At 64.7% G+C, this 20,350-nt stretch carries 16 protein-coding genes and 1 tRNA gene; 11 read left to right on the top strand and 6 right to left on the bottom strand.

The window, feature by feature from the left end:
• Nucleotides 1–53: 53 nt before the first annotated feature.
• Entirely contained in the window at nucleotides 54–1,136 is a 1,083-nt protein-coding gene (gene hisC / locus ACYVD1_RS28605; RefSeq protein WP_460777614.1) for a histidinol-phosphate transaminase, read from the bottom strand.
• A gap of 108 nt (nucleotides 1,137–1,244) precedes the next feature.
• On the opposite strand from hisC, the gene ACYVD1_RS28600 reads away from it, so the two are divergent.
• Nucleotides 1,245–1,967: a hypothetical protein gene (locus ACYVD1_RS28600; RefSeq protein ID WP_460777613.1), complete on the top strand. Its 723-nt coding sequence runs from the start codon at nucleotides 1,245–1,247 to the stop codon at nucleotides 1,965–1,967.
• Here ACYVD1_RS28600 and ACYVD1_RS28595 read toward each other — a convergent pair.
• Together ACYVD1_RS28595 and ACYVD1_RS28590 are read right to left on the bottom strand one after the other, a co-directional pair.
• Nucleotides 1,964–2,941 carry a MauE/DoxX family redox-associated membrane protein gene (locus ACYVD1_RS28595; RefSeq protein WP_460777612.1) on the bottom strand — a complete coding sequence of 326 codons (978 nt, stop codon included), beginning with the start codon at nucleotides 2,939–2,941 and terminating at the stop codon, nucleotides 1,964–1,966. The genes ACYVD1_RS28600 and ACYVD1_RS28595 overlap by 4 nt on opposite strands.
• A 3-nt stretch (nucleotides 2,942–2,944) precedes the next feature.
• Nucleotides 2,945–3,907 carry a hypothetical protein gene (locus ACYVD1_RS28590; protein ID WP_460777611.1) on the bottom strand — a complete coding sequence of 321 codons (963 nt, stop codon included), beginning with the start codon at nucleotides 3,905–3,907 and terminating at the stop codon, nucleotides 2,945–2,947.
• Between the two features lie 289 nt (nucleotides 3,908–4,196).
• Between ACYVD1_RS28590 and ACYVD1_RS28585 the strand changes: the two genes are divergently transcribed.
• From ACYVD1_RS28585 to ACYVD1_RS28575, 3 genes are all read left to right on the top strand, one after another.
• Nucleotides 4,197–4,724, top strand: coding sequence for a SigE family RNA polymerase sigma factor (locus ACYVD1_RS28585; RefSeq protein WP_460777610.1), 528 nt, complete (start codon nucleotides 4,197–4,199; stop codon nucleotides 4,722–4,724).
• 330 nt (nucleotides 4,725–5,054) lie between these two features.
• Nucleotides 5,055–7,007: an ABC transporter ATP-binding protein gene (locus tag ACYVD1_RS28580; protein WP_460777609.1), complete on the top strand. Its 1,953-nt coding sequence runs from the start codon at nucleotides 5,055–5,057 to the stop codon at nucleotides 7,005–7,007.
• A gap of 95 nt (nucleotides 7,008–7,102) precedes the next feature.
• A tRNA-Ser gene (locus ACYVD1_RS28575) sits at nucleotides 7,103–7,189 on the top strand.
• Nucleotides 7,190–7,269: 80 nt separating this feature from the next.
• Here the strand turns inward: ACYVD1_RS28575 and ACYVD1_RS28570 are convergent.
• Nucleotides 7,270–8,676, bottom strand: coding sequence for a tyrosine-type recombinase/integrase (locus tag ACYVD1_RS28570; protein WP_460777608.1), 1,407 nt, complete (start codon nucleotides 8,674–8,676; stop codon nucleotides 7,270–7,272).
• A 238-nt stretch (nucleotides 8,677–8,914) separates the two neighbouring features.
• On the opposite strand from ACYVD1_RS28570, the gene ACYVD1_RS28565 reads away from it, so the two are divergent.
• The 7 genes from ACYVD1_RS28565 to ACYVD1_RS28535 all read left to right on the top strand — a co-directional run bounded on the left by ACYVD1_RS28565 (nucleotide 8,915) and on the right by ACYVD1_RS28535 (nucleotide 18,368).
• Entirely contained in the window at nucleotides 8,915–9,382 is a 468-nt protein-coding gene (locus ACYVD1_RS28565) for a helix-turn-helix domain-containing protein (protein ID WP_460777607.1), read from the top strand.
• Nucleotides 9,383–9,394: 12 nt separating this feature from the next.
• Nucleotides 9,395–9,946 carry a PIN domain-containing protein gene (locus ACYVD1_RS28560; RefSeq protein WP_460777606.1) on the top strand — a complete coding sequence of 184 codons (552 nt, stop codon included), beginning with the start codon at nucleotides 9,395–9,397 and terminating at the stop codon, nucleotides 9,944–9,946.
• Nucleotides 9,947–10,213: 267 nt separating this feature from the next.
• Entirely contained in the window at nucleotides 10,214–10,861 is a 648-nt protein-coding gene (locus ACYVD1_RS28555; protein WP_460777605.1) for a hypothetical protein, read from the top strand.
• Nucleotides 10,858–12,867, top strand: a complete 2,010-nt coding sequence (locus tag ACYVD1_RS28550) for a hypothetical protein (protein WP_460777604.1) — start codon at nucleotides 10,858–10,860, stop codon at nucleotides 12,865–12,867. Before ACYVD1_RS28555 ends, ACYVD1_RS28550 begins: the two co-directional genes overlap by 4 nt.
• Before the next feature lie 57 nt (nucleotides 12,868–12,924).
• The gene (locus tag ACYVD1_RS28545) at nucleotides 12,925–14,988 is read left to right on the top strand and encodes a hypothetical protein (protein ID WP_460777603.1); all 2,064 of its coding nucleotides are present in this window, start codon (nucleotides 12,925–12,927) and stop codon (nucleotides 14,986–14,988) included.
• Between the two features lie 27 nt (nucleotides 14,989–15,015).
• Nucleotides 15,016–15,150 carry a hypothetical protein gene (locus ACYVD1_RS28540; protein WP_460777602.1) on the top strand — a complete coding sequence of 45 codons (135 nt, stop codon included), beginning with the start codon at nucleotides 15,016–15,018 and terminating at the stop codon, nucleotides 15,148–15,150.
• 59 nt (nucleotides 15,151–15,209) lie between these two features.
• The gene (locus tag ACYVD1_RS28535) at nucleotides 15,210–18,368 is read left to right on the top strand and encodes an HsdM family class I SAM-dependent methyltransferase (RefSeq protein ID WP_460777601.1); all 3,159 of its coding nucleotides are present in this window, start codon (nucleotides 15,210–15,212) and stop codon (nucleotides 18,366–18,368) included.
• Between the two features lie 630 nt (nucleotides 18,369–18,998).
• Here ACYVD1_RS28535 and ACYVD1_RS28530 read toward each other — a convergent pair.
• Complete coding sequence (locus tag ACYVD1_RS28530; protein WP_460777600.1) at nucleotides 18,999–19,415, bottom strand: bacteriocin fulvocin C-related protein; 417 nt, start codon at nucleotides 19,413–19,415, stop codon at nucleotides 18,999–19,001.
• Between the two features lie 51 nt (nucleotides 19,416–19,466).
• Nucleotides 19,467–20,018, bottom strand: a complete 552-nt coding sequence (locus ACYVD1_RS28525) for a GNAT family N-acetyltransferase (protein ID WP_460777599.1) — start codon at nucleotides 20,016–20,018, stop codon at nucleotides 19,467–19,469.
• Nucleotides 20,019–20,350 lie beyond the last annotated feature (332 nt).

Here is a 20,350-nt window from a genome sequence, read left to right as displayed (position 1 = left end):
ACGGGGGCGGCCCTGCGAGGGGCCGCCCCCGTCGGCGTGTCGGGACCCCTCCGTCAGCGCCGCTTGGAGTAGGCGGTCGCCACGGACAGGAGCACGTCGTTCTCCTCGGGGGTGCCGAGGCTGACCCTGGCACCCTCACCGTCGAACGGGCGCACGGAAACGCCCTTCTCGGCGCACGCGGCGGCGAAGTCCGTGGTGTCCTCATCCACACGCAGCCACACGAAGTTGGACTCGGTGGGGGGAACTGTCCACCCGGAGGCCATGAGGGCGTCACGGACGCGCTCACGCTCCTTCACGGTTGCCGCGACGCGCTCCAGGAGCTCCTCCTCGGCGTCCAGGGACGCGATCCCGGCCGCCTGGGCGAGGTGGTTGACCGCGAAGGGCACGAGCGTCTTCTGGGCCGCGGACGCCACGTGCGGGTGGGCGACGACGAAGCCAAGGCGCACGGCGGCCAGACCGTAGGCCTTGGAGAAGGTCCGCAGGACCGCGACGTTGGGGCGGCCGCCGTACAGGTTCAGGCCGTCGGGGACCTCTGGGTCGCGCACGTACTCGCGGTAGGCCTCGTCGAGGACGACGAGCACGTGGTCGGGGACCCGGTCGAGGAAGTCGACGAGCTCCCGCTCACGGACCGCGGTGCCGGTCGGGTTGTTCGGGTTGCACACGATCACCATGCGCGTCTTGTCGGTGATCGCGGCGAGCATCGCCTCGAGGTCGTGCGTCTCGTCCACCAGCGGTACCCGGACCGACGTGACACCGGAGAGCTCGGCCAGCACCGGGTAGGCCTCGAAGGAGCGCCAGGCGTAGACGACCTCCACGCCCGGCTCCCCGACGGCTTCCAGGAGCTGCTGGAGCAGGCCTACGGAGCCCGCGCCGAGCGTGACGTGGTCCTCAGGCACCCCCAGGTGTCCGGCCAGCTTGGCGACGAGGTCCGTCGCTCCCGGGTCCGGGTAGCGGTTCAGCTGGGCCGTGGCCTCCGTGATGGCCTCACGCACGGACGGGAGCGGGCCGTAGGGGCTCTCGTTAGAGGACAGCTTGATGGAGCGCCCGTCGGGTCCGACGACCCTGAGACCGGGCTTGTAGGCGGGGATGGTTTCCAGGACCGCCCTCAGATATGGCGATTTCGACTCCGACACCATTGTCCTTCCTCAATACTTTGTGCTAACCCCGCGACACTCTCAGCAATGAGAGGTCCGGGCCGGTCACCGCTCCAAGCGGAAATATCGCACAAACGAGGAGATACCACCATGCGTTTGCGTCATAGTCCCGCCCACTCCGCACGAACCGTGGTCCTGCCCGGCGCGATCGCCGCGGCGGCCGCGGTCACGTTGGCCGCCTGCGGCGGTGACGCCCAGGAGCAGAGCGACGACCCCAACTCGGAGGCGGCCGCGCAACTGCACGACGCCCAGCCGCTGAACGTCCAGGACGCGACCCTGCTGCCCGAGAGCAGCGAAGCCGGCACCTATTCCGAGCTTGTCACAGTGGAGTACTCGGAAGAGGTCCGGGCCACCACCGAACTGGACAAACCCGAGTGTGTGGACGCCGCCAACCACTGGGGCGACCTGGACGCCGTGCAGGACGCTCCCGCCTCCGTGGCCGCCTACGAGTGGGAGGAGGGCGCCGTCTCGCACATCCTGGTCGAGCTCGACGAGGACAGCGCCGCCGAAGCCCTGGCGACCGAGCCGCCGGAGACCTGCTCCGAGTACACCGCGACCTACGAGGACGGGAGCAGCTCCGACTACGGCGTCGCCGACCTGGACGTACCGCAGGTCGGTGACGAGTCCCGCGCCTTCACCATCCAGGTGAGCGACGACGACGGCGAGAACGACATGTACACCGTGATGTACCGGAACGGCGGCATGCTGGGCACCACCTCCGTCATGGGCCTGGGCGAGGCCGAGGACTACACGGACATGCTGGTGGAGTTCAGCGAGGCCGCCATCGAGCGCCAGGGACAGATGCTCGACTAGGCGGACGGGGCGCCGGACCGAGCACCGGCACCGGACTCCCCCGGCAGCTCCTTCGCGAGGGTCCCCGGCTTCGCCCCGCCCCGGCCGTCGGCCTCGTCCAGCTTGGCCGCCTGGCGGGGCCGGGGCAGCCTGCGCGGCGGCCCCTGGAGGTCGAGCGTGGTCACGGCGCCGAAGGAGGCGACCACCGTGCCGCTCTCCCGGTCGAGGAGGACCGCGCGCACCCCGGTGCGCCGAGGCCCGCCGATCCGCACCGCGTAGACCACGTCCACACGGCTGCCGTGGCGCAGGCCGTCGTAACGGAGGAAGCGCCAGCAGCCGTGGCGCCAGGTCTCCTCGGGCTCGGTCCTGAGCATGACCTTGGCGTTGGTGCGCCAGACCTCGCTCCGGCGCAGGCGCCGGAGCGTGCGGCTTTGGGAGACCTCGCGCAGCGCACACGGCTCTCGGGTGCCGGCCCGGGCAAGCACCTCGCGCAGTTCGGGACTGAGCAGGGCCAGCAGGAGCAGCTGCGCGACGATGACCGCCCCGTGGACGGGCGTGGGCGCGGCAGCCACCTCCCAGCCCGCGGGCGCGAGCCCGACCGTCACGGCCGCCGCCACCGCCAGTAGCGAGGCGCGGGCCAGCGTGCGCCAGCCGATCGGTGCCCGGCTCAGCCCGCCGAAGCAACCGCAGCCCGCTTCGGGATCGCGGTGCCGGGCCACCAGCAGTACACCCACGGACCCCGCGAAGAACAGGGCGGTGAGCACACGGGCGGCCTCACCGAGGAGGCCGGTCGCGGTCAGCAGCGCCACCGCGAGCGCGGCCTCCAGCAGGCAGGTGGCGAGCGTGACGGGTCGGCGCAGCCGCTCGGGCAACAGGACGGCGGCTCCCGTGCCCGCGGCCTGCGGGCTGGCCTTGGCCGCCGCTCCCAGTAGGAGCAGGGCGGCCAACAGCGGGAGCTGGACCTCGCGGACCGCTTCGAGGATCTCCGGGAACATCGGTCATCCCTCCTGGTTCGCGACGGTCATGGTCGCGTTGAAACAACCCGCCTCCAGCCGCCCTCCGAGGGCGACGAAGGAGGTCATGGTGAGGGAGGCGAGCCGACCCGCGCTCTGGTTGCCGCAGGACGGACACAGGTCGCACAGCCAGCTGTCGGCTGCAGCGCAGTCGACGACGGGGACGACCGCGGTGTCCCGTGTGCAGTCGTTGCGCAGGCTGAGCGTGGCCCCGGTCGACAGCAGCGGCAGCGGCACGCAGGGGGTCCGCCGATCGCACCGGCCCTCGTGCCCCACCGGGTCGAGGGACGGATAGGCGGCGCCGTGGACGAGGGCCCGCGGGTCGAGGTGGCTGGCGCGCCCCCAAGCGGGGTCGTACCAGGTGGCGATACCGGTGACGGTCGTGGAGTACTGCCTGGTAGGCGGTCGGCTCGGGGTGGAGGTCAGCGGGTAGGGCGGTTGGGTGGTGGCCGGTCGCGCCGCCCAGACCTCGCCCTCCCGCCAGACACCCACCACGTCGAACAGGTAGCCGACTTCGAGGCGGGGGTGCCGGACGGCGATACGCCCGGAGGACCGGTAGGGCAGGACCACGGTCAGTCGGGGGCGGCCGTGCCCGGGGTCGATCCGCACACTGTCCCCCTCGCGGTCGACGATGACACCGGTGGCGCGGGCGGTCTGGGCCCAGACGCGCTCGGCGACCAGGCGGCCGTCGCGCGAGCACAGCACCACCGCGTCGTCACCGGGCCTGAGCTCGGTCGGAGCGGCCTCTCCGCCGCGCCAGAAGGTGGTGACCCTCTCGTAGAGGAAGCGTTCCTCCCCCTGCGGTGTGGCCAGGCAGAGCATGTACGCCGTGGCGTCGACGACCACGCCGCGCGCGACACGGTGGTGGACCGGTGTGGGTTCGGGCGCGGCCCCGGCGCCGAGCACGGCAGCCGTGAACCGCCTGCGTTCCCGCCCTCTGTCCGTCATCAGTGGCATGTCCTTCGCGCCCCCTTGCCGCCCGACTCGTCCGTCAGTGCCCATTGTGACCCGCGCCCACCCGAACGGCCGGTCACACGCCGACCACGCACTCGTTCGTGTCGGTGACATGCCCTGGGCATTACACCTCGCAGACAGTGCACCGCGCGGTTTGTCGGCACGTGGTGCCCATGTTCCTGGGGATTTGCGTTCTCTGTGTGAGAGTGAGGGATAAGGGCGGCCCGGTGCCGCGGACACACAGCAACGGCGTGCGGGTCACCGCCGCACGCCGCGAAGGTCGGTGGTCGACGTGTCGGGAACGACCCGGATCCCCAGGTCCGACGAGTTCAGCCGCTACGTGTCCGAGCGCGGACCGGCCCTGCTGCGCATGGCCCGGTCCCTCACCAACAGCCACGCCGACGCCGAGGACCTCCTCCAGGCCGCGCTGGTCAAGACCTTCCTCGCCTGGGGCCGCATCGCCAACCCCAAGGCCCGCGACGGCTACGTCCGCCGCGCCATGGTCAACACCCAGATCTCCGAGTGGCGCCGCAAGCACCTGGACGTGTACCCCACGGATGAGATCCCGGAGCAGCGCGTGGACGACCCCACGTGGCGGAGTGACCTGGCCGACGTCGTGGGCCGGGCCATCGAACGCCTCCCGGAGCGCCAGCGCACCACCGTGCTGCTGCGCTACTACGACGACCTCACCGAAGCCCAGATCGCCGAGCGGATGGGCGTCACCATCGGCACCGTGAAGAGCGCGCTCTCCCGCGCGGTGGAGAAGCTGCGCACCGACGCCGACATCATCATCGAACGCACCACCACCTGAGCCGCCCGCCGGTCGGCCAGGACCCGACCGGGCCACCAGGTTTCCCTGGGCCCGTGCGGCACCCCCTGTGTTGCGGACACCGGCCAGCCAGCCACTGGCGCACCCCGTCGGTGCATTGCGCCCGGCCGATTCGTACAGGTATTCGGATCACGACTATCCCCGCGAATCCGCACCGCTCCCGCGAGCCCTGCGCCCGGTACAACCGCGCCCACCTGCCGACCCGCCTGTGATCCGGTCTGTCCGCAACCGCCGGGACCGCCTCTCGGAGTCGTTCCCCCGGGTGATGATCAGCACCGCCCGAGCCCGCCCCGACCCCCAGGAGGAACCGCCGTGCGCACCACTCACGCCCCAAAGGACCGAGGGCCGGAAACTACCGATGAAGGGATCGACCTGCCTGAACTCGCCCCACCCAAGTGGCACCGGCACAGCAGCGCTGTAGCCGAGGCCTCCTGGTACCGGATCGCCCGCCGCATGCCGGCACTGGTCGGCCAGGCTGCCGCCCTGGCCTGGCGGAGCGGCCCCCGCGACGTCGTGGCCACCGTCCTCTTCAACGTCGGTTCCGGTGCCGCCACCGCCTGGGCGCTGATCACCACCACCGCCGTGCTCGCCGAACTCTTCGCGGAGGTGCCCACCCCCGACCGGGTGGCCGCGGCGGCTCCCTCACTCGTACTGCTCGCCCTGGCCCTGGTCGCCCGAGGCTTCTGCGGCGCCCTGGCCGGCCGGGCCCAGGCCCGGCTGGCCCCCAAAGTCGTCCTGACCGCCGAGCGTCGCCTGCTGCTGGACGCCACCTCAGTGGAGCTGCGCGCCTTCGACGACAGCGACTTCCACGACCACCTGTTCCGCTCCCACACCCGCGGCTGCGACGAGGCGGGCTCCCTGGTCCGGCGGACCGCCGACCTGCTCACCGGACTGGTGGGCATCGTCGCCGCGGCCGGGGTCCTGACCGCCCTGCACCCGGCCTTGGTCCCGCTCCTGCTGCTGGCGATGGTGCCCCAGTGGTGGGGTGCGGCGGCCGCCGCGCGGATGCGGTACCGGATGATCCTCGCCTTCACGGAGGGGCGCCGCCGCAAGTACATGCTCGAACAGCTCATGACCGCGCGGGAGAGCGCGGCCGAAGTGCGTTCGTTCACGATGGAGCGCCGCCTGCTCGCCGAGTTCGACCGCATCGCCCGCCGTGAACTCGACATCCACCTGGGGCTGGCCACCCGCCAGTCCGCCGTCCGCCTGGCCGGGGACACCGCGAGCGGGCTGGTGACGGCGGGGGTCTTCGCCGCTCTCGCCGTACTGCTGGTCCAAGGTGTGGTGCCGATCGCGGTCGCCGGCGCCGCCGTCGTCGCCGTGCGGGTGGCCCAGGGCGCGCTGAGCAACGCCCTGTACGCCGTGACCGGCGTGTACGAGTCGGGGCTGTACTTCTCCGACTTCGTGGCCTTCCAGAGCGAGGCCCGCGCCCGGCTACCGCGCCCAGGACTGGCGCCCGCCCCAGCGGAGTTCGAGCGCATCGAACTGCGGGACCTGACGTTCCGCTACCCCTCCGGGGAGGGACCGGCCCTGGAGGACGTGCGGCTCACCCTGCACCGGGGGCAGACAGTCGCGCTGGTCGGGGAGAACGGTTCGGGCAAGAGCACGCTGGCCAAGCTGCTGTCCGGGCTGTACACGCCCCAGCACGGCAGCGTGTGCTGGGACGGCGCCGACCTGGCCGGGGTGGACGGGGTGAGCCTGCGCGAGCGGATCTCCGTCATCGCCCAGGACCACACGCACTGGCCGCTGACCGCGCGCGGCAACACCGTAATGAGCAGCGCCACTTGCCCCGAACGCTTCGCCCGCGCGACCGGGGCCGCGCAGGCCGACCGCGTGGTCGCGAGTTTCCGGAACGGCTGGGAGACACTCCTGGACAAGCGATTCGCCCACGGTGTCGAGCCCTCGGGAGGACAGTGGCAGCGGCTGGCAGCCGCCCGCGCCTTCTACCGGGGTGACGACGGCACCGCCGTGCCCCTGCTCATCGCCGACGAACCCACCGCCGCCATGGACGCCCGCGCCGAGCACGGCTTCTTCACCTCCGTACACGCGCACGCCCGCCGCACCGGCGCGACCGTCGTGTTGATCACGCACCGGTTGGCCTCGGTGCGGATGGCCGACCACATCGTGGTGCTCGACAAGGGGCGTGTGGTCGCCCAGGGAACCCACACGGAACTGATGTCCGAGGACGGCCTCTACCGGGAACTGTGGGAACTCCAGGCCAGCGCCTACCGGACCCCGCCCCCGCCGCGGCCGCACACCCCCTGACCCCGGTCGGGAGGGGCGGGCACACGTCCGGCCCCTCCCGTCCAGGGCATTCGTTTTGCGCAGTCCCCCCGCGCTCTGTAGGCTGGTCGCAGCCAGGAGGATTCGCCTAGAGGCCTAGGGCGCCGCACTGCTAATGCGGTTGGGGGGCAACCCCCTCATGGGTTCAAATCCCATATCCTCCGCGCTCTGACCTGGGGCTTTCCGCACTGCGGAAGGCCCCAGGTTTCTTTATTTGGCGGCTCAGCACGCACTGGGCACGCACTCACACCTCCCCAGGGTCACTGCTGTCGACGGAATCCGGGGAACTGTCGCGCCGCACTCCATCACTGGAGTCGAGGTAACGCGCTGTCACCTCAGCAGCCTCACGCTCCATCGGCGGCAGCACACTCCCGTAGTAATCACTCGTGAAGCTCGGCTTCGCGTGCCCCAGTGTCCTACTGATCACCTCGATCTCGACTCCTGCTGCCCGGCTCAACGTGGCGGACTCATGCCTGAGCCCGTGGAAGGTCACCGGCGGAAGTCCCGACCGCTGAACAAGGTCGGTCATCTTCCACGTAACGCCGTCAGGGCGAAGCGGCCTCCCCAGCTCCGTGGTGAAGACCAGATCACGCTCTTCCCAGAGCGAGCCCGCAGCCTCACGTTCTTGAGCCTGCCGGACTCTCCATTCCTTGAGCGCATCGACGGTGGCCGCGTCCAGGTCGATGTATCGATATCCGGCCTCGCTCTTGGGACCATCCATCTCACCTTGTCCGTGCGAGGTCTTTCGGATCAGGAGGACGGCGTTGCCCAGATCCACGTCCGACCACTGCAGACCGATCAGTTCACCTCGACGCGGTCCGCGCACCATGGCGAGCCTGTACATCGCGAAGAGCCGTTCGTGCGATACGAATCGGAGGAACTCACGCGCCTGCTCCGCAGTCCACACCATGACCGCGGATGGCTTCTGACCCGTCTGCTTCCAGAGTCTGACCCGCTCTCTGGTCCACACCAGGGGACGTTGCTTGCCCACCCGTGGCAGAACCAGTCGCTCCGCAGGGCTGTGCTCCAGGAACCCGCATCTCACAGCGTGGCTGAGAGCACTGCTGGCATGCGCCATGATCGTCTTGATCCTCGAAGCCGACAGCGATCTGTTCGACCGCCTGTGCAAGCGACCGTCACCCGCCTGCCCCCAGTGGGCCCGGGCGGCGATCAGACGCCGGAGCAGTTCACTGGGCTCGCCTTCGTCCCGGTTGATCTTCTCCAGTTCGACGACGAGCTGGTTGAAGTGGCTCCGAGTCAGTTCGCCGAGTTTGAGATGCCCCCAGGCCGGCACGAGGTACAGGTCGCGGGACTCCTCATACGCTCTTTTCGTGGTCGCCTTGAGATCAGGCTTTCCCTGAAGCCACTCCTCGTTCAGGTACTCGGCGAAGGTGACCGTGTTGTCGTAGGTGTTGCCTCCGATGCCCGCCTTGGCAAGGGTGACGGCCAACTGTCGCTCTGCCTGCTCCCGCGTCTGGAACGGGCCTCGCTGAACCTGGCGACGTGAACGCCCGTCGGTGGGCGGCACGTTGATCCGGAACCAGTAGCTACCGTGCTGGCGATCTCTGAGCCGGAGGCACTTCCCCTTGCGGTAGGGCTTGCCCGTCTGGTGGTCTCGGCACCAACAGCGCCGGAAGACATGGCCTCGCATAGCCGCCTCCTTGGTCAGATCCCCACGTGTGGGGCGAAGAGGGCTGTCCTCTCTGTCTACAAGGAACAAGTACGAAATAGCCCTGCCTTGTGACAGGTGGTTTCGAGTCTCTTCGAACCACCCTTGAGCAGGGCTGTGACGGCACGCACTCAGCACGCACCTTGCCGCCGCCACACTTCGATGTCGCGGCACACGCTATGGAGGATTTCGTTTTTTTCGATTAGGGTAGGATGGCGTTATGGCAACGACACTGCGGGAACGAACGGTTCTTCCACCCGACGACCGGTCTGAGCTGGCCAGACTCGCTCGCGACCTGACTGACGACCGCCGGCCGCGCGCACGGCTGATCGGCCCGGACGGCTCGAAAATCGATGTCCCTGAGGAGCTCTACGGAGTCCTGCGCGACGTCGTGGCAGCGCTTTCCCAGGGATTGGCGATCTCCATCGCTCCGCACAACACCATGCTGACCACGCAGGAGGCAGCTGATCTGCTCAGTATTTCCCGTCCTACCCTGGTCAGGCTCCTGAGCGAGGGCGAAATCCCCTTCAGCATGCGGGGGCGGCATCGTCGGGTGCTCCTCCGCGATGTCCTGGACTACCAGGAGCGCACCCGGCAGGAACGGGAGCAGGTCCTGGACCAGATGGCGGTTGACGCCGAGGAAACGGGCCTGTACGACGTGACCTCCACCCCTGAAAACACCAGGTGAGAGTGGCAGGCAGTGGCTTTTCCCGCCTTTCTCGACACCTGTGTGCTCTATCCCGCCTACCTGTGCGACACCCTCCTACGGCTCGCGGCCGCCGGAGCGTACCGCCCCTTGTGGTCTGCCGACGTGCTTGACGAGCTCAGCCGCAACGTCGCCAAGCGGGGCATCGCAGCGGACAAGGTCGAACGCAGGATCACCCAGATGAACCGCGCCTTCCCCGACGCTACGGTGCACGGCTACGAGACGCTGATCGACGGCATGAAAAACGACCCCAAGGACCGGCACGTCCTCGCTGGTGCCGTCCGAGCAAACGCCGAGGTCATCGTCACCTTCAATACGAAGGACTTCCCGGACACAGCGCTCAAGCCCTACGACGTCCTGGCCGTGCACCCGGACGACTTCCTTCTCGATCAACTCGACCTCTACCCGGGACTGACGCTCGGCGTTCTGGAGAAACAGGCTGCCTCCTACCGCCGCGAACCGACGACCGTTCCCGGAGTGCTCGCCCTGCTGGAGCGAACCGGCGTACCCCAGTTCGCCGCCGAAGTCCGCCGACACCTGCGCTGAGCACTCCGGAACACGGACCTTCCTTTCTCCCCGCCGCTAACTCCCGGGGCACTCAAAGCCGTCTTCCACCAGCAAGGCTTCGGGCTATACAGAGACTGAGAACCGCCACAGAACAGGGCAGGCCCCACGACCGTTTTCTGTCAAAGTCTGGTCCACGAGACTGCCCCCTGCCAGACTGGATCACAGTGACGGAGCAGTCGGCTAATGCCTAGGAGCACGATGGTCGCATCCTTAGCGGTACGAAGAGCGAGCCGTTGGCAGGACTCTGTGCGCCTCCTGTTGTTGCTCGACGCCGCAGGCAAGCCACCGGTCGAGGGTGAGCCGGTACCCGCATCGACCGTTGGTGTAGTCCACACGCAGGTGCGTCTGCAAAAGCTCGATTTCTGGGTGCGGTATCCGGACTACCTGGCTTTCGAGCTCATGAACGAGTACGAGGCAACTCCAAACGAGACGGGTCTACTTGACCTGGCATCGAACATCCTGCATTCAGAGGAGCCGGACCTAAGGCGATTCCCGATGCTGCGACACAAGTTCGGTGCCTTCGAGGAATTGGATGACGCTCTGGCACCGTTGGTGGAGCGTGGTTTGCTCCGCAAGACTCAGGTCTTAGGCCAGAATCGCGTTGTCGAACACATTTACTTTCTTCTCGAACAAGGCCGTCAAGTGGCCCGATCAGTGGTCGAGGAAGCACCCATACTGGAGTGGTATGTCAGTCGAACCCAACTGGTCGTAGCACTGGTCGATGGGTTGGGCGGCACGCAGATGAAGAACCGACAGTACCTACTCCGTGACTATGCGAATACTCCGTGGAGACAATACATCGCGCCCATCACCGAGCAGGCTCGCGCCCGGCTACATGAGCTGAAGGCTGCTACACAACTGCCGGGATTCGACGTCGGCCAGGAGGCTTCTTGACCGTTTCCCCAGACTCCGCAGCAAAAAGCCTTAACGCTATTCCCAGTGCCAGCGAAATCCTGCATGATGTCGCCATTAACCTGGGGCTGTCCATAGAACAAGTGGAACGGTCGCTCGCTGAAGCGAACATCACTTTGAAGAGCCCCGCAGCAGCTGACAGACGGTTGCGGATATTGCATCTACGGGCACGCGGAGTAAAGCACTCTGGCAAATCCTTCAGAGTAGAGCGCGAGTTCTCATCTGGAGTGTGGGCGATCGTTCACCCTGACAACAGTGCCGGGAAAACCAGCCTGCTGGAATTCCTGGTCTGGCCACTACGAGGGGAACCGCGCGACCTGCCCCCGGACGTTCGCTCCTGGCTACGGCACTTGAGCCTGGACGTCTTGGTGGCAGGTCGCCCCATCCGTATCTCCCTGGGCATCAACCCCGAGGACAGCCCCTCACTAACAGCTCAGATCTTCACAGCAGATACTGCTGAACAGCTCCTGGCTGCCGGGGAAGACAACAGCATTCTCCGGTTGCTAGAACAGGCCTCCGGAACCGACGAGGTTCGTCGCAGTATCGGTGCCTTCTTCCTCAACGCCCTACGGATGGGCCAGACCAACCTGTGGCAAAGCAGGGGCGGCGCTGATGGCGAGGGCGCACCTCAGATCCACGGGTGGGCATCGTACTTCGGCGCGTGTTACCTCAACCCGGGGGGCGATGAGATTCTTCTCGGTGACGTTAACGCCGTTGGCTTGTCCGGCCGCCTCATCGAGCTGTTCGTTGATCTCCCCTACAGCACTGTACTTACACAGTTGTCGGTGGCGGGGAAGAGAGAGAAGAAGACCCTTTCCCAAGAGCAGCGGCGAGCTGAGGGAGACGCCAAGGCGCGCAAGGCCGAAAGAGCCACGTGGCAAGAGAAACTGGAGCGGCTGTCCCAGCAGATCGTTGATCTACGGGATGTGGCGAGCCGGGATGTGTCTCCACTGCTTCAGGGCGCCGATCAAGCCGCAGCAGCACTGCGAGAAAAGCGGACTCTCTTAATAGAGGCCCAGCAGGCCATGACCGAGGCAAAGTCGGGCCGGATGCATGCCACTCAGGCGTTGCTGGACGCCCGCGAGACCTGGCAAGCACGACGCGTGCTGGGCCGACTAAACCCTGTGTGCTGCCCAAGGTGTGAGGAACCCCTTGAGCGCGATCGACGCTGGCAAGAGCATGAACACGGAGCCTGTGCGGTGTGTACCCGGCCACTACCCGAGGTGGACAAGGAGACAGCTGAGGTAATGCTGCAGGGCCTAGAGCAGCAGCTTGAGAGAGCGCGGGCAGCAGAACAGGAAGCGATCAGCCACAGTGAAAGCGCGGCGGCCATGGTGGACTACGCGCTCGCTGACCAGCGCGAAGCAGTAGCTGCTCTTCGAAAAGGCCTGGCGACATCGCAGAACCACGACCTTCTTCGTCAACTGGAGCTTCAGGCCGCCGAACTAGAAGGACGCCTCGCCGCTACCGGTTCAATCCCCGAGGCACCACCTCTCCCTGTGTCCACCCAGGTGCTGGAAGCCGTGACCACGGCTGTGCGCAAGGTAGTCGATGAATCTGCCAAGCTGCTCTTCCCTTCAATGAACAACCAGATAGTGGAGCTGGCTACGCGATTCGGAGTGCAAAACCTCGATAGCGTCCGACTTGATCGCTCTGGCAGAGTCAACGCCGTAAAAGCAGGAGTTCAAACCGCGTTCAAGCGGCTCAGCCGCGGTGACCGACTGCGGATGCGAATTGCCACCGTCATCGCCCTTCTACGTGTTGGGGCAGACCGTGGCGTGACCTCCCATCCGGGTCTACTGTTGATCGACTCTGTCGCCGCTGAGGAGGTCACCGAGGTACCAGCACGCATCTTGATTGCAGAGCTGCAGACCATCGCTGGGGAACTTCCTGAGCTGCAAGTGGTACTGACGACCGCGCAGCCTGAACTTGTCGGTGCCCTGCCTGCCGAACAGCTCGTCACTCAAGAAGGGGATCATCTGTTCTAAGGTCTTCATTCACTTCCGATGCAAACGAGCAGAAGAGAGAGAAAATTGGCTTCAAGCGTGGACCAGGCTCTCCAAAAATGGGCCTGCCACGCGACCGAGGAAGAGCTCGACACCGGCCCCCACTTGGAAGATCTCGGTGGAGCCAATGCTGTCATAGCCGAAGCCGCCGCACTGGCCACCAGCCCGCAACTGCCCTATCTCCTCACAGCGCTGTCGCACAGTATCAACGTTCTCTCGGACGAACAGGCCACACCCTTGCTCGCTGCGGCCGCTCACGGCTTGCGTAATCCCTATGCAGCTTGGGTCCATGCAGACGCACTCGACATCCTGTGCACTCAGCCGGAACTAGCTGCCCGCCTCGGCAGCCGGTGCATTAAAGATCTCGCCACGCTTGCAGAAAGAGCCCTGTCTGGTGACTCCGACGCTGCTCTCGCCCAATCGGCCATCTCTGGGTTACTGCGTCTGGCCGTTGCTGGCCAGACTCCCCCACATCGATTGCTCGCGTTGCTCACCGACATCGATGGCACCGAATCAGCCGATGCTTTAGAGCGACTACCAATCCTGATCGGCCTTGCCCATGATCATTTTTCCAATACAAACGAGCTCCTCAATGTCCTAGGCGCACTCGAAAATAGGACTGAACTTGCCCCAACCGTTCGGGCCGACGCAAGCTTCGAACTGGCTCTGGCTGATGAGCGCACCGCCCTGGAGGCAAGCGACCCTGCCACGGCCGAAGAACGACTACGCCGGGCGCTGATGCGGTTCGCTGAGCTTGACCACACCCACGGGGCTCGCCTCGACGCCCGCGCCCATGCCGCCGCAATCAGGGCCGTACTCGCCTTCGCCGACCTCGAACAGAGTCTGCCAACCGACGACAGCGCACGGCAACGACTCACTGATGCTGCCGATCAGCTAAACACTGCTGCGACGAACCTGGCCGCCTGGACTTCCCGGATGCACAAGCTCGAATGGCTAAGCGCTCGCGGCATAGCCCAAGCATCTTGGTCACGCTTGGTAACAACTCTTCACATCGCACAAAGACATCTGGGCCAGCCCAGCTGGTATAACCCCGCCAACGCACTAAATGATCTTCTGCAGATCTACCTTGCCAGCCGCAGCATCCACACACCCACTAGTAACCCTCAAGGCTTCACCGCACTAATCAGCCCCACAGTAGAAGCTCCCTTCATCCACCGCGAAGGCCTCCTACATCACCTTGAGCAGGCCCTCTCCAGCGATCCGCAGTTTATCAACCACCCTGACGCTCTGACTCTCCTTAAATCCGTTCAAGCAAGGCGCCAACAGGCCAACACTGCAGTGATGTCGGGTAGTGAGGCGCCGGGAAAATCCTTGGAGGGCCGTCCTAGGCTCGCCTCGCTCTTCCGTCCTGACGCCAAGGTGCTGCGCGACGACGTCGACCCCCACCTTCTCGACCAGCTTGAACAGCGTGTACATGAGATAACCAACGGCTACAACCCCACCGGCAACGCTCGCCTCGACGCGCACCTGGAAACCCTTCTTGAAAAATTGGCTACGAGCCCCGCCTGGAAGCCGAACGACAGCCACTATTTCGCCGCACTTTTGGAACAATTCCTGCGTTTCCTCTACGACCGATTTGACGCACAAGCCGACTTGTATGGCGAGCGCACCTCCTACCTTGGTCCGGCTCGGAAGAACGACGATGGAAAGCTAAATCACTGGAATGAGAAACATCTCCAAGACGACTTCCATCAGCATCTCAGTGGCGTCTTTACCCCGGGCACTGTAAAGCGGGAACTATGGGACGTTGCGGGCGGGCGGGCTGATGTTATCTACATACCGCAGCCCAGCAACCGCTTCATCTCCGAAGTCAAATGGCGCTCCACGCCGTGGGATCGGGAGAAAATTGAGCGAGACTATCTCGCACAGGCCGCGATCTACACCGCCACAGGCCCACCCTTCAGTCTACTACTCGTCGGCGACTACAGTAATCACAGCGCCGGATACCGGAGCATCGATGACAGCATTTGGACCATCACCTATGCACGTAGCAACACCGAGGTTCCCCGTCTGATCATCGTCGGTGTCCTTCCAGTTGGCCGACCAACACCTTCAGCACTTCGTATAAGCCATTCAACTTAGCAACGCAGATAGCGACACCCTGGCGACATGACCGTACGCGTCGACCTCGGCCGTACCGAACAGCTCGACGCCGTCAACGACGCCGACGCTGGATACACCTTCCATCACTCGACTTTTCAGGGATCCTGCCTGCGACCGTCCGATATGAAAGGCTTCACTTGAGCATCACTCCCCGCGAATTGGTGAACCAACTGTGGTCTGCGGTAGGCAAAAGTCCAGACATGATGTTCAGTGGAAGTTTCGATAACACTGTGATAGCTCTGACAGTACTCAGGCGCTTGGACTGTCTCAGGGAAGCTGGGGCCTTGGACTCCGAAGGGCCTTCGACAGAAGCGCCCAGCCTCTTCTCCGACACACAAAGAAATTCTACTGACGAAGAATCGACTTTCCCTGCACTGAGCCACTTCACGAGCTTTGCCCAGGGATTTTCTGATGAGGTCGTGGAAATCATCGAGCCCCTCATCTCCAGGATGTCTTTCGATTTCCCAGGGGAAGTCGCAGGGATCCATAAACTGCTCGACGTGTTCTCAAGTACCGATCTCGGCCCCGACCACTTCACTGATCGGGGCATGGCCATTTTCTTCCTGGGCCTTATTGATCTCTTGTTCGAAAAGCATCGTTACTCGACGGTTGAGCACACCACTTCCGGCTTATCAGCTCTGGTCTCCTCGCTACTCGTCGAAGCGGATCTCACTCCACCGCACGCGGAACGCTCTGTGAGCGTCTACGATCCTGCCGGTGGGACAGGCGCGCTGCTTGCCGCCGTCGAAGAGCGACTGTCCGCAATCCGGCCCCACCAAGAGGTCACGCTCTTCGGCCAAGAGCCTTACCTCACCGCTCTCACAGTGAGTCGTGCTTGGGCACTGTTGGCGGGACGGAATCCGAGTTCCTTCCGCGCCGGCAGTTCGCTCACCGACCCCCGGCACCGAGGCACACACTTCGACTATCTGGTGTCCTCTACCTTCGGTCACCGCCCCCTGCAGGGCCAGGAGGCTGAGAGCGTCATCCAGGAGGCCAAACAGGGCGCGAACGGACGTTTTCCCGCAGGAGTGCCTCAGGGAAACGCGGCCCCGTTCCTGCTGCTCCAGCACATGGTCGCGCACATGCGATCACCAGCAGAGGGCGGCGCTCGTATGGCGCTCGTTTTTTCAGCGAACCACACGATAACCGGGGATTCGGGATCCCCAGAATCGAAGATCCGTCAGTGGCTCTTGGACGAAGACCTGCTGGAGGGGGTTATTTCCCTTCCTCCTGGGCTCATCTCATACACAAAACTCTCTGTTCATGTCTGGCTGTTGAGCAACCGAAAAAATAGGGACACTCAAGGAGAGATCGTCTTCCTTGACGCACGTGACATGCCGGTAACGGAATCCCGTGAATCAGAGAACTGGAGGAAGGTTCCGACAGAGCAAGAGGTCCATGCCATCACCGACCTGTACCGCGTCTGCCTCACAGCACCCGAAGGTCGAGCGGCAAACGAACATGGCAGAGCCCACCGCGTACCCAGCGCCACCTGTCGTTACCGAACCCTGGTGTTCGATCGTCCGCTCAGACAACGATTCACCGTCACCGACAGCAGCATCGCAGCCGTAGAACGAGCAAACCCGGTTCAAAAATACCCTCCGAAGGGTGCCCTGATCGCCGCACTCAAACGATCAATCGGAGTCAGTTGGAATACCCGCGCCGAGTTTGATCGGGACCTCACAAAATCACTCGAGAAACTCAACGTACTGACACCCCTCCCCTCAGCGGTATTGCGTTCTGTCATCAATACAGTTGCGATTACTTGCGATTCCGGGGAAACTCAAATAGACGACACCGGCTCCCCCCGCCCCGACCCCGCACTTCGCATCACAGAGAAAGTTCTCGTGGAAACAGATGTCGACTCCTATCTGCGGGATCGAATCCACCCCTATTTCCCAGACGCATGGTACGATTCGGCCGCTCTCAAGGAAGGCTGCGATTTTCCGGAAGAGCTCTTTCGCCAAGGAATCAGGCCAAGAGAATTTAGCACGCTGGCTCAGGTGGCCCGCAAGATAACACCCAAGCGACTCTCCCAGACCGACCTCAAGGGCTTCCCTCTACTGGACTCAACCAGCCTCATGACGGTTTCCACATCATCCGAGCTTCCCGAACCCACCAAAACCGAGGCATCCAACAAACGATGGGCCTCCTGCAAAGACGGCGACGTGGTGGGGCTCGGCAGGAACTGGCGCCTCCTGCCCCTGGGTTTTGGGGCGGCTCGCACCCAACTGGAAGTCCTCCGCCCCCATCGAGACGGCACCGGTGAAGCTCTCTGCGAATGGCTCCGACACCAGGACCTGAACGCCCCTGGCACTCGGGGTCGCCCAACATTGGGGCTTGCGGTCCCGGCTGAAATCATCCGAGACCCCGGTTTCAACGAGTCTCTCGGCGACCTGCGGAAAGGCCAGGGCGCCCTGGCCAAGATCTCCCAGGACATGTACCCCAACGTCTTCAATCAAACCCGACGACTGCCAGAAGACATCCTGGCAGCTGCTCGTCAGGCTTCGGCCCGGGCACGTCTGATCACACGACTCACCGAGCCCCTCGAAGACCCGATCTGGCGCGCCGAATGGGGGTACCCGTACCCGGTCGCTACCCTGGCCCGCCAAGTGCGAGTCCATCACGCCTCTCTCGAACGGAGGAAAGACGCCCTACTCAAACTGGGTGAAAGCGTTGCCCGAGCACTTGGTCTCATGGCGACAGCGATTCTGAACCTGAGCACTAGGAGCGGTCTCCCAACAGAACTGCACGGGCAGTTCAACAAACCTGGAGGGGCCTCCTTCGGGACCTGGATCAACCTCCTTAGGAAACTGGGTGAATCCAACCAGGACATGGGAACGTCGCTCCCAGGACTGAGCGCAGATCCTTCACCCGAAGGCACCCTAGACCTTCTAGAGAAGATCAAGGATCAGAGAAACACCTCAGGGCATGCACACGGCGTAAGTGCCCAGCACGAACTCGAGGAAGAGATCTCCATCCTCCAACCCCTGGTCGTACGCCTCCTCGACTCGGTCTCCTGGTTTTCGGATCTCTCGTGGGATCAGGTCGAGAGATGTGAGTACACAGGGGTGGAACACCGGCTTGTGGGCTGGCGACTGAGGGGCGCTCACCCCGAGTGGGAACCCTTCGAAAAGTCACCGAGCGGCCTTCTTCATCCGGACCGCGTGTACGTCCAGCACAGAAGTGTCAGCGAACCCTTGTCTTTGTGGCCCTTCGTGACCGTGGAAGTTTGTCCCATCTGCCGCCAACTTGAACTTTTTCTCCTCAACGACCTACAAAAGCACGATAGCGGTTCCTCGCTTCTGACACTCCGCAGCGGGAAGGATCACGAGATTGAGCGAATCATCCCCGCATAACTGATTAATTCCAATGTGTGCTAGATTTGAGCACCAGGCGAGGGCCCTTATGGTTCGGTTGTAATGCGCAAACTGGACCCTCTAGAGCAGGGACTACGCCGCGTCAATCCACGGTGGAATAAGCAGGCCAGATCAGGCCACCAAGCTGCTCCCACCTGGCTAGAGACCGATAGAGCAGTTCAGGAGCGGAAACATCTTTCACCATCTGCATCTCATACCGCAAAGGCCAGGAGACACCACCAAAACTGCTGGAACTTCAACTCTGGACATCAGGGAGAAAACACCCGCTCCCTCTTTGAAGCCAAACGGTGTGGTTGCTACAAACCCAGCAGGGGTCCCGACGAGATTCCTGGCACCAGACTGGCACGAACCTTTCGGCACGAGGGTTCGCAGGGCAACACATCATGGCACATCGAACCCAGCCTGACCCCATGAAATGGCACCATCAGGCAGCCCCAGATCCTAATCAAACCTTGATCCATAGCCCTGCTAATGCGGTTGGGGAGCAATCCCCTCGAGGGTTCAAATCCCTCATCCTCCGCGCTCAGACCCGGGACCTGCGCACAGCGCGGGCCCGGGTCTTCTTTGTGCGGGTAGAACGGGCACAGGCGTAGGGTCCCCGGTTCGCTGTCAGGACCGCGGGGGCGTTCCGCCCTCGTCCGGGGGTCCGAGTGTGGCGATGATGGCCGCCGCCTCGGAAAAGCCGAAGGCGGCGATGGTCTGGGCCTTCAGCCGGTCCAGGACCGGGTCCGGCCCGGTGTGCACCTCAGCGAAGGTCCCGGGATCGGAGAAGAGCTCCAGGGCGTGGGCGAGAGCGGCGTCCTGTTCGGGGGACAGGTCGGCACGACTCTCCCGGTACCGGGTCACGTGCTCGGTCCACAGCCGGCTGCGCACCTCAGGCGACAACTCGGCGAAGATCGCCCGCCGGTAGTCCATGGAATGGGCCGCGAACGCGTCATAGGTCTCGGGCAGGCGACCGCGATGGGCCTCGATCCACGCCTGGACCCCGCCTCCTTGGCGGCGTGGATCTTCGGGTCTCTCCGCCATCATCCGCCTCCTCGTGGGAATCGTTCGCGTCGGCTTCTACGTACCCGGCACTCAGATTCCATGTACGGCGGCCCCGGCTTCCGACCATCCCGGGTTGAGGAGCTGGTAGAGGATGTGGTCCTGCCACTCTCCGGCGATCCTGAGGTACTGGGGCGCGATCCCGTAGGGCGCGAACCCGTTGCGGGTCAGGACCTTCTGCGACCCCGTGTTCCTGATGAGCGTCTCGGCCTGGAGACGGTGGAGCCCCATCTGTTCGAAGGCGATGTCCCTGGCCTCGGAAACGGCACCGCTGGCCAGGCCCCGACCGTTGTGCGAACTGCCCACCCAGTAGCCGATACTCGCCGACTGGAAGGCGCCCCGGACGATGTTGTTGATGTTGAGCCGACCGGCGATCCGCCCGTCCGGCGCCAGGATGGCCAGCGGAACACCGCTGCCGTCCGCGTAACCCCGCAGCGCCCGTTCGAGAAGGGTCGCCTGCCACTCGACGGTGAAGTAGTTGTCGCTGTGCAGGGGTTCCCACTCCGCGAGGAAGCCTCGGTTCTCCGTCAGTACCTCGGCGATCTCCGCCGCGTCGTCCAGTGTGACCAGCCGTGTGAAAGTCAACCGATGCCCTTTTCCGATTGGGTTGTCCTGCCGAAAGCGGCGGAGCCCACCGCCGCGCGGGCCGAAGACCCCCGGTCGCCCACAGCCACGAGTATCCAGCCCGGTGAGCCGACTAACCGAAGCCGCCCTCCGGGTCTGGGCCGCGCAGGCGCGACACGGCCAGCGGAACCCAGCCGAGCAGGGTGACCGCCGCGCCCACGGCCAGGGCGGAGTGTGTCAAGTCGAATCGGACAGGGGTAGGTGATCGTCAGGCCGCTTCACACAGGTCAGCGCTGTGCTGCGCGGTAGGTGCGGTGTCCGGTTCGTTGATCCACGCGGCCTCGGGAAGAGCA

The organism is Nocardiopsis nanhaiensis, assembly GCF_054778635.1.
This window is presented reverse-complemented; position numbering and strand designations above follow the sequence as displayed.

Bases quoted from the DNA above. Each gene is read 5' to 3' on its own strand.
- ACYVD1_RS28595 (WP_460777612.1), bottom strand. From the start codon at position 2,941: ATGTTCCCGGAGATCCTCGAAGCGGTCCGCGAGGTCCAGCTCCCGCTG.
- ACYVD1_RS28535 (WP_460777601.1), top strand. From the start codon at position 15,210: ATGATGTTCAGTGGAAGTTTCGATAACACTGTGATAGCTCTGACAGTA.
- ACYVD1_RS28570 (WP_460777608.1), bottom strand. From the start codon at position 8,676: ATGCGAGGCCATGTCTTCCGGCGCTGTTGGTGCCGAGACCACCAGACG.
- ACYVD1_RS28530 (WP_460777600.1), bottom strand. From the start codon at position 19,415: ATGGCGGAGAGACCCGAAGATCCACGCCGCCAAGGAGGCGGGGTCCAG.
- ACYVD1_RS28540 (WP_460777602.1), top strand. From the start codon at position 15,016: ATGACCGTACGCGTCGACCTCGGCCGTACCGAACAGCTCGACGCCGTC.
- hisC (WP_460777614.1), bottom strand. From the start codon at position 1,136: ATGGTGTCGGAGTCGAAATCGCCATATCTGAGGGCGGTCCTGGAAACC.
- ACYVD1_RS28600 (WP_460777613.1), top strand. From the start codon at position 1,245: ATGCGTTTGCGTCATAGTCCCGCCCACTCCGCACGAACCGTGGTCCTG.
- ACYVD1_RS28590 (WP_460777611.1), bottom strand. From the start codon at position 3,907: ATGACGGACAGAGGGCGGGAACGCAGGCGGTTCACGGCTGCCGTGCTC.
- ACYVD1_RS28565 (WP_460777607.1), top strand. From the start codon at position 8,915: ATGGCAACGACACTGCGGGAACGAACGGTTCTTCCACCCGACGACCGG.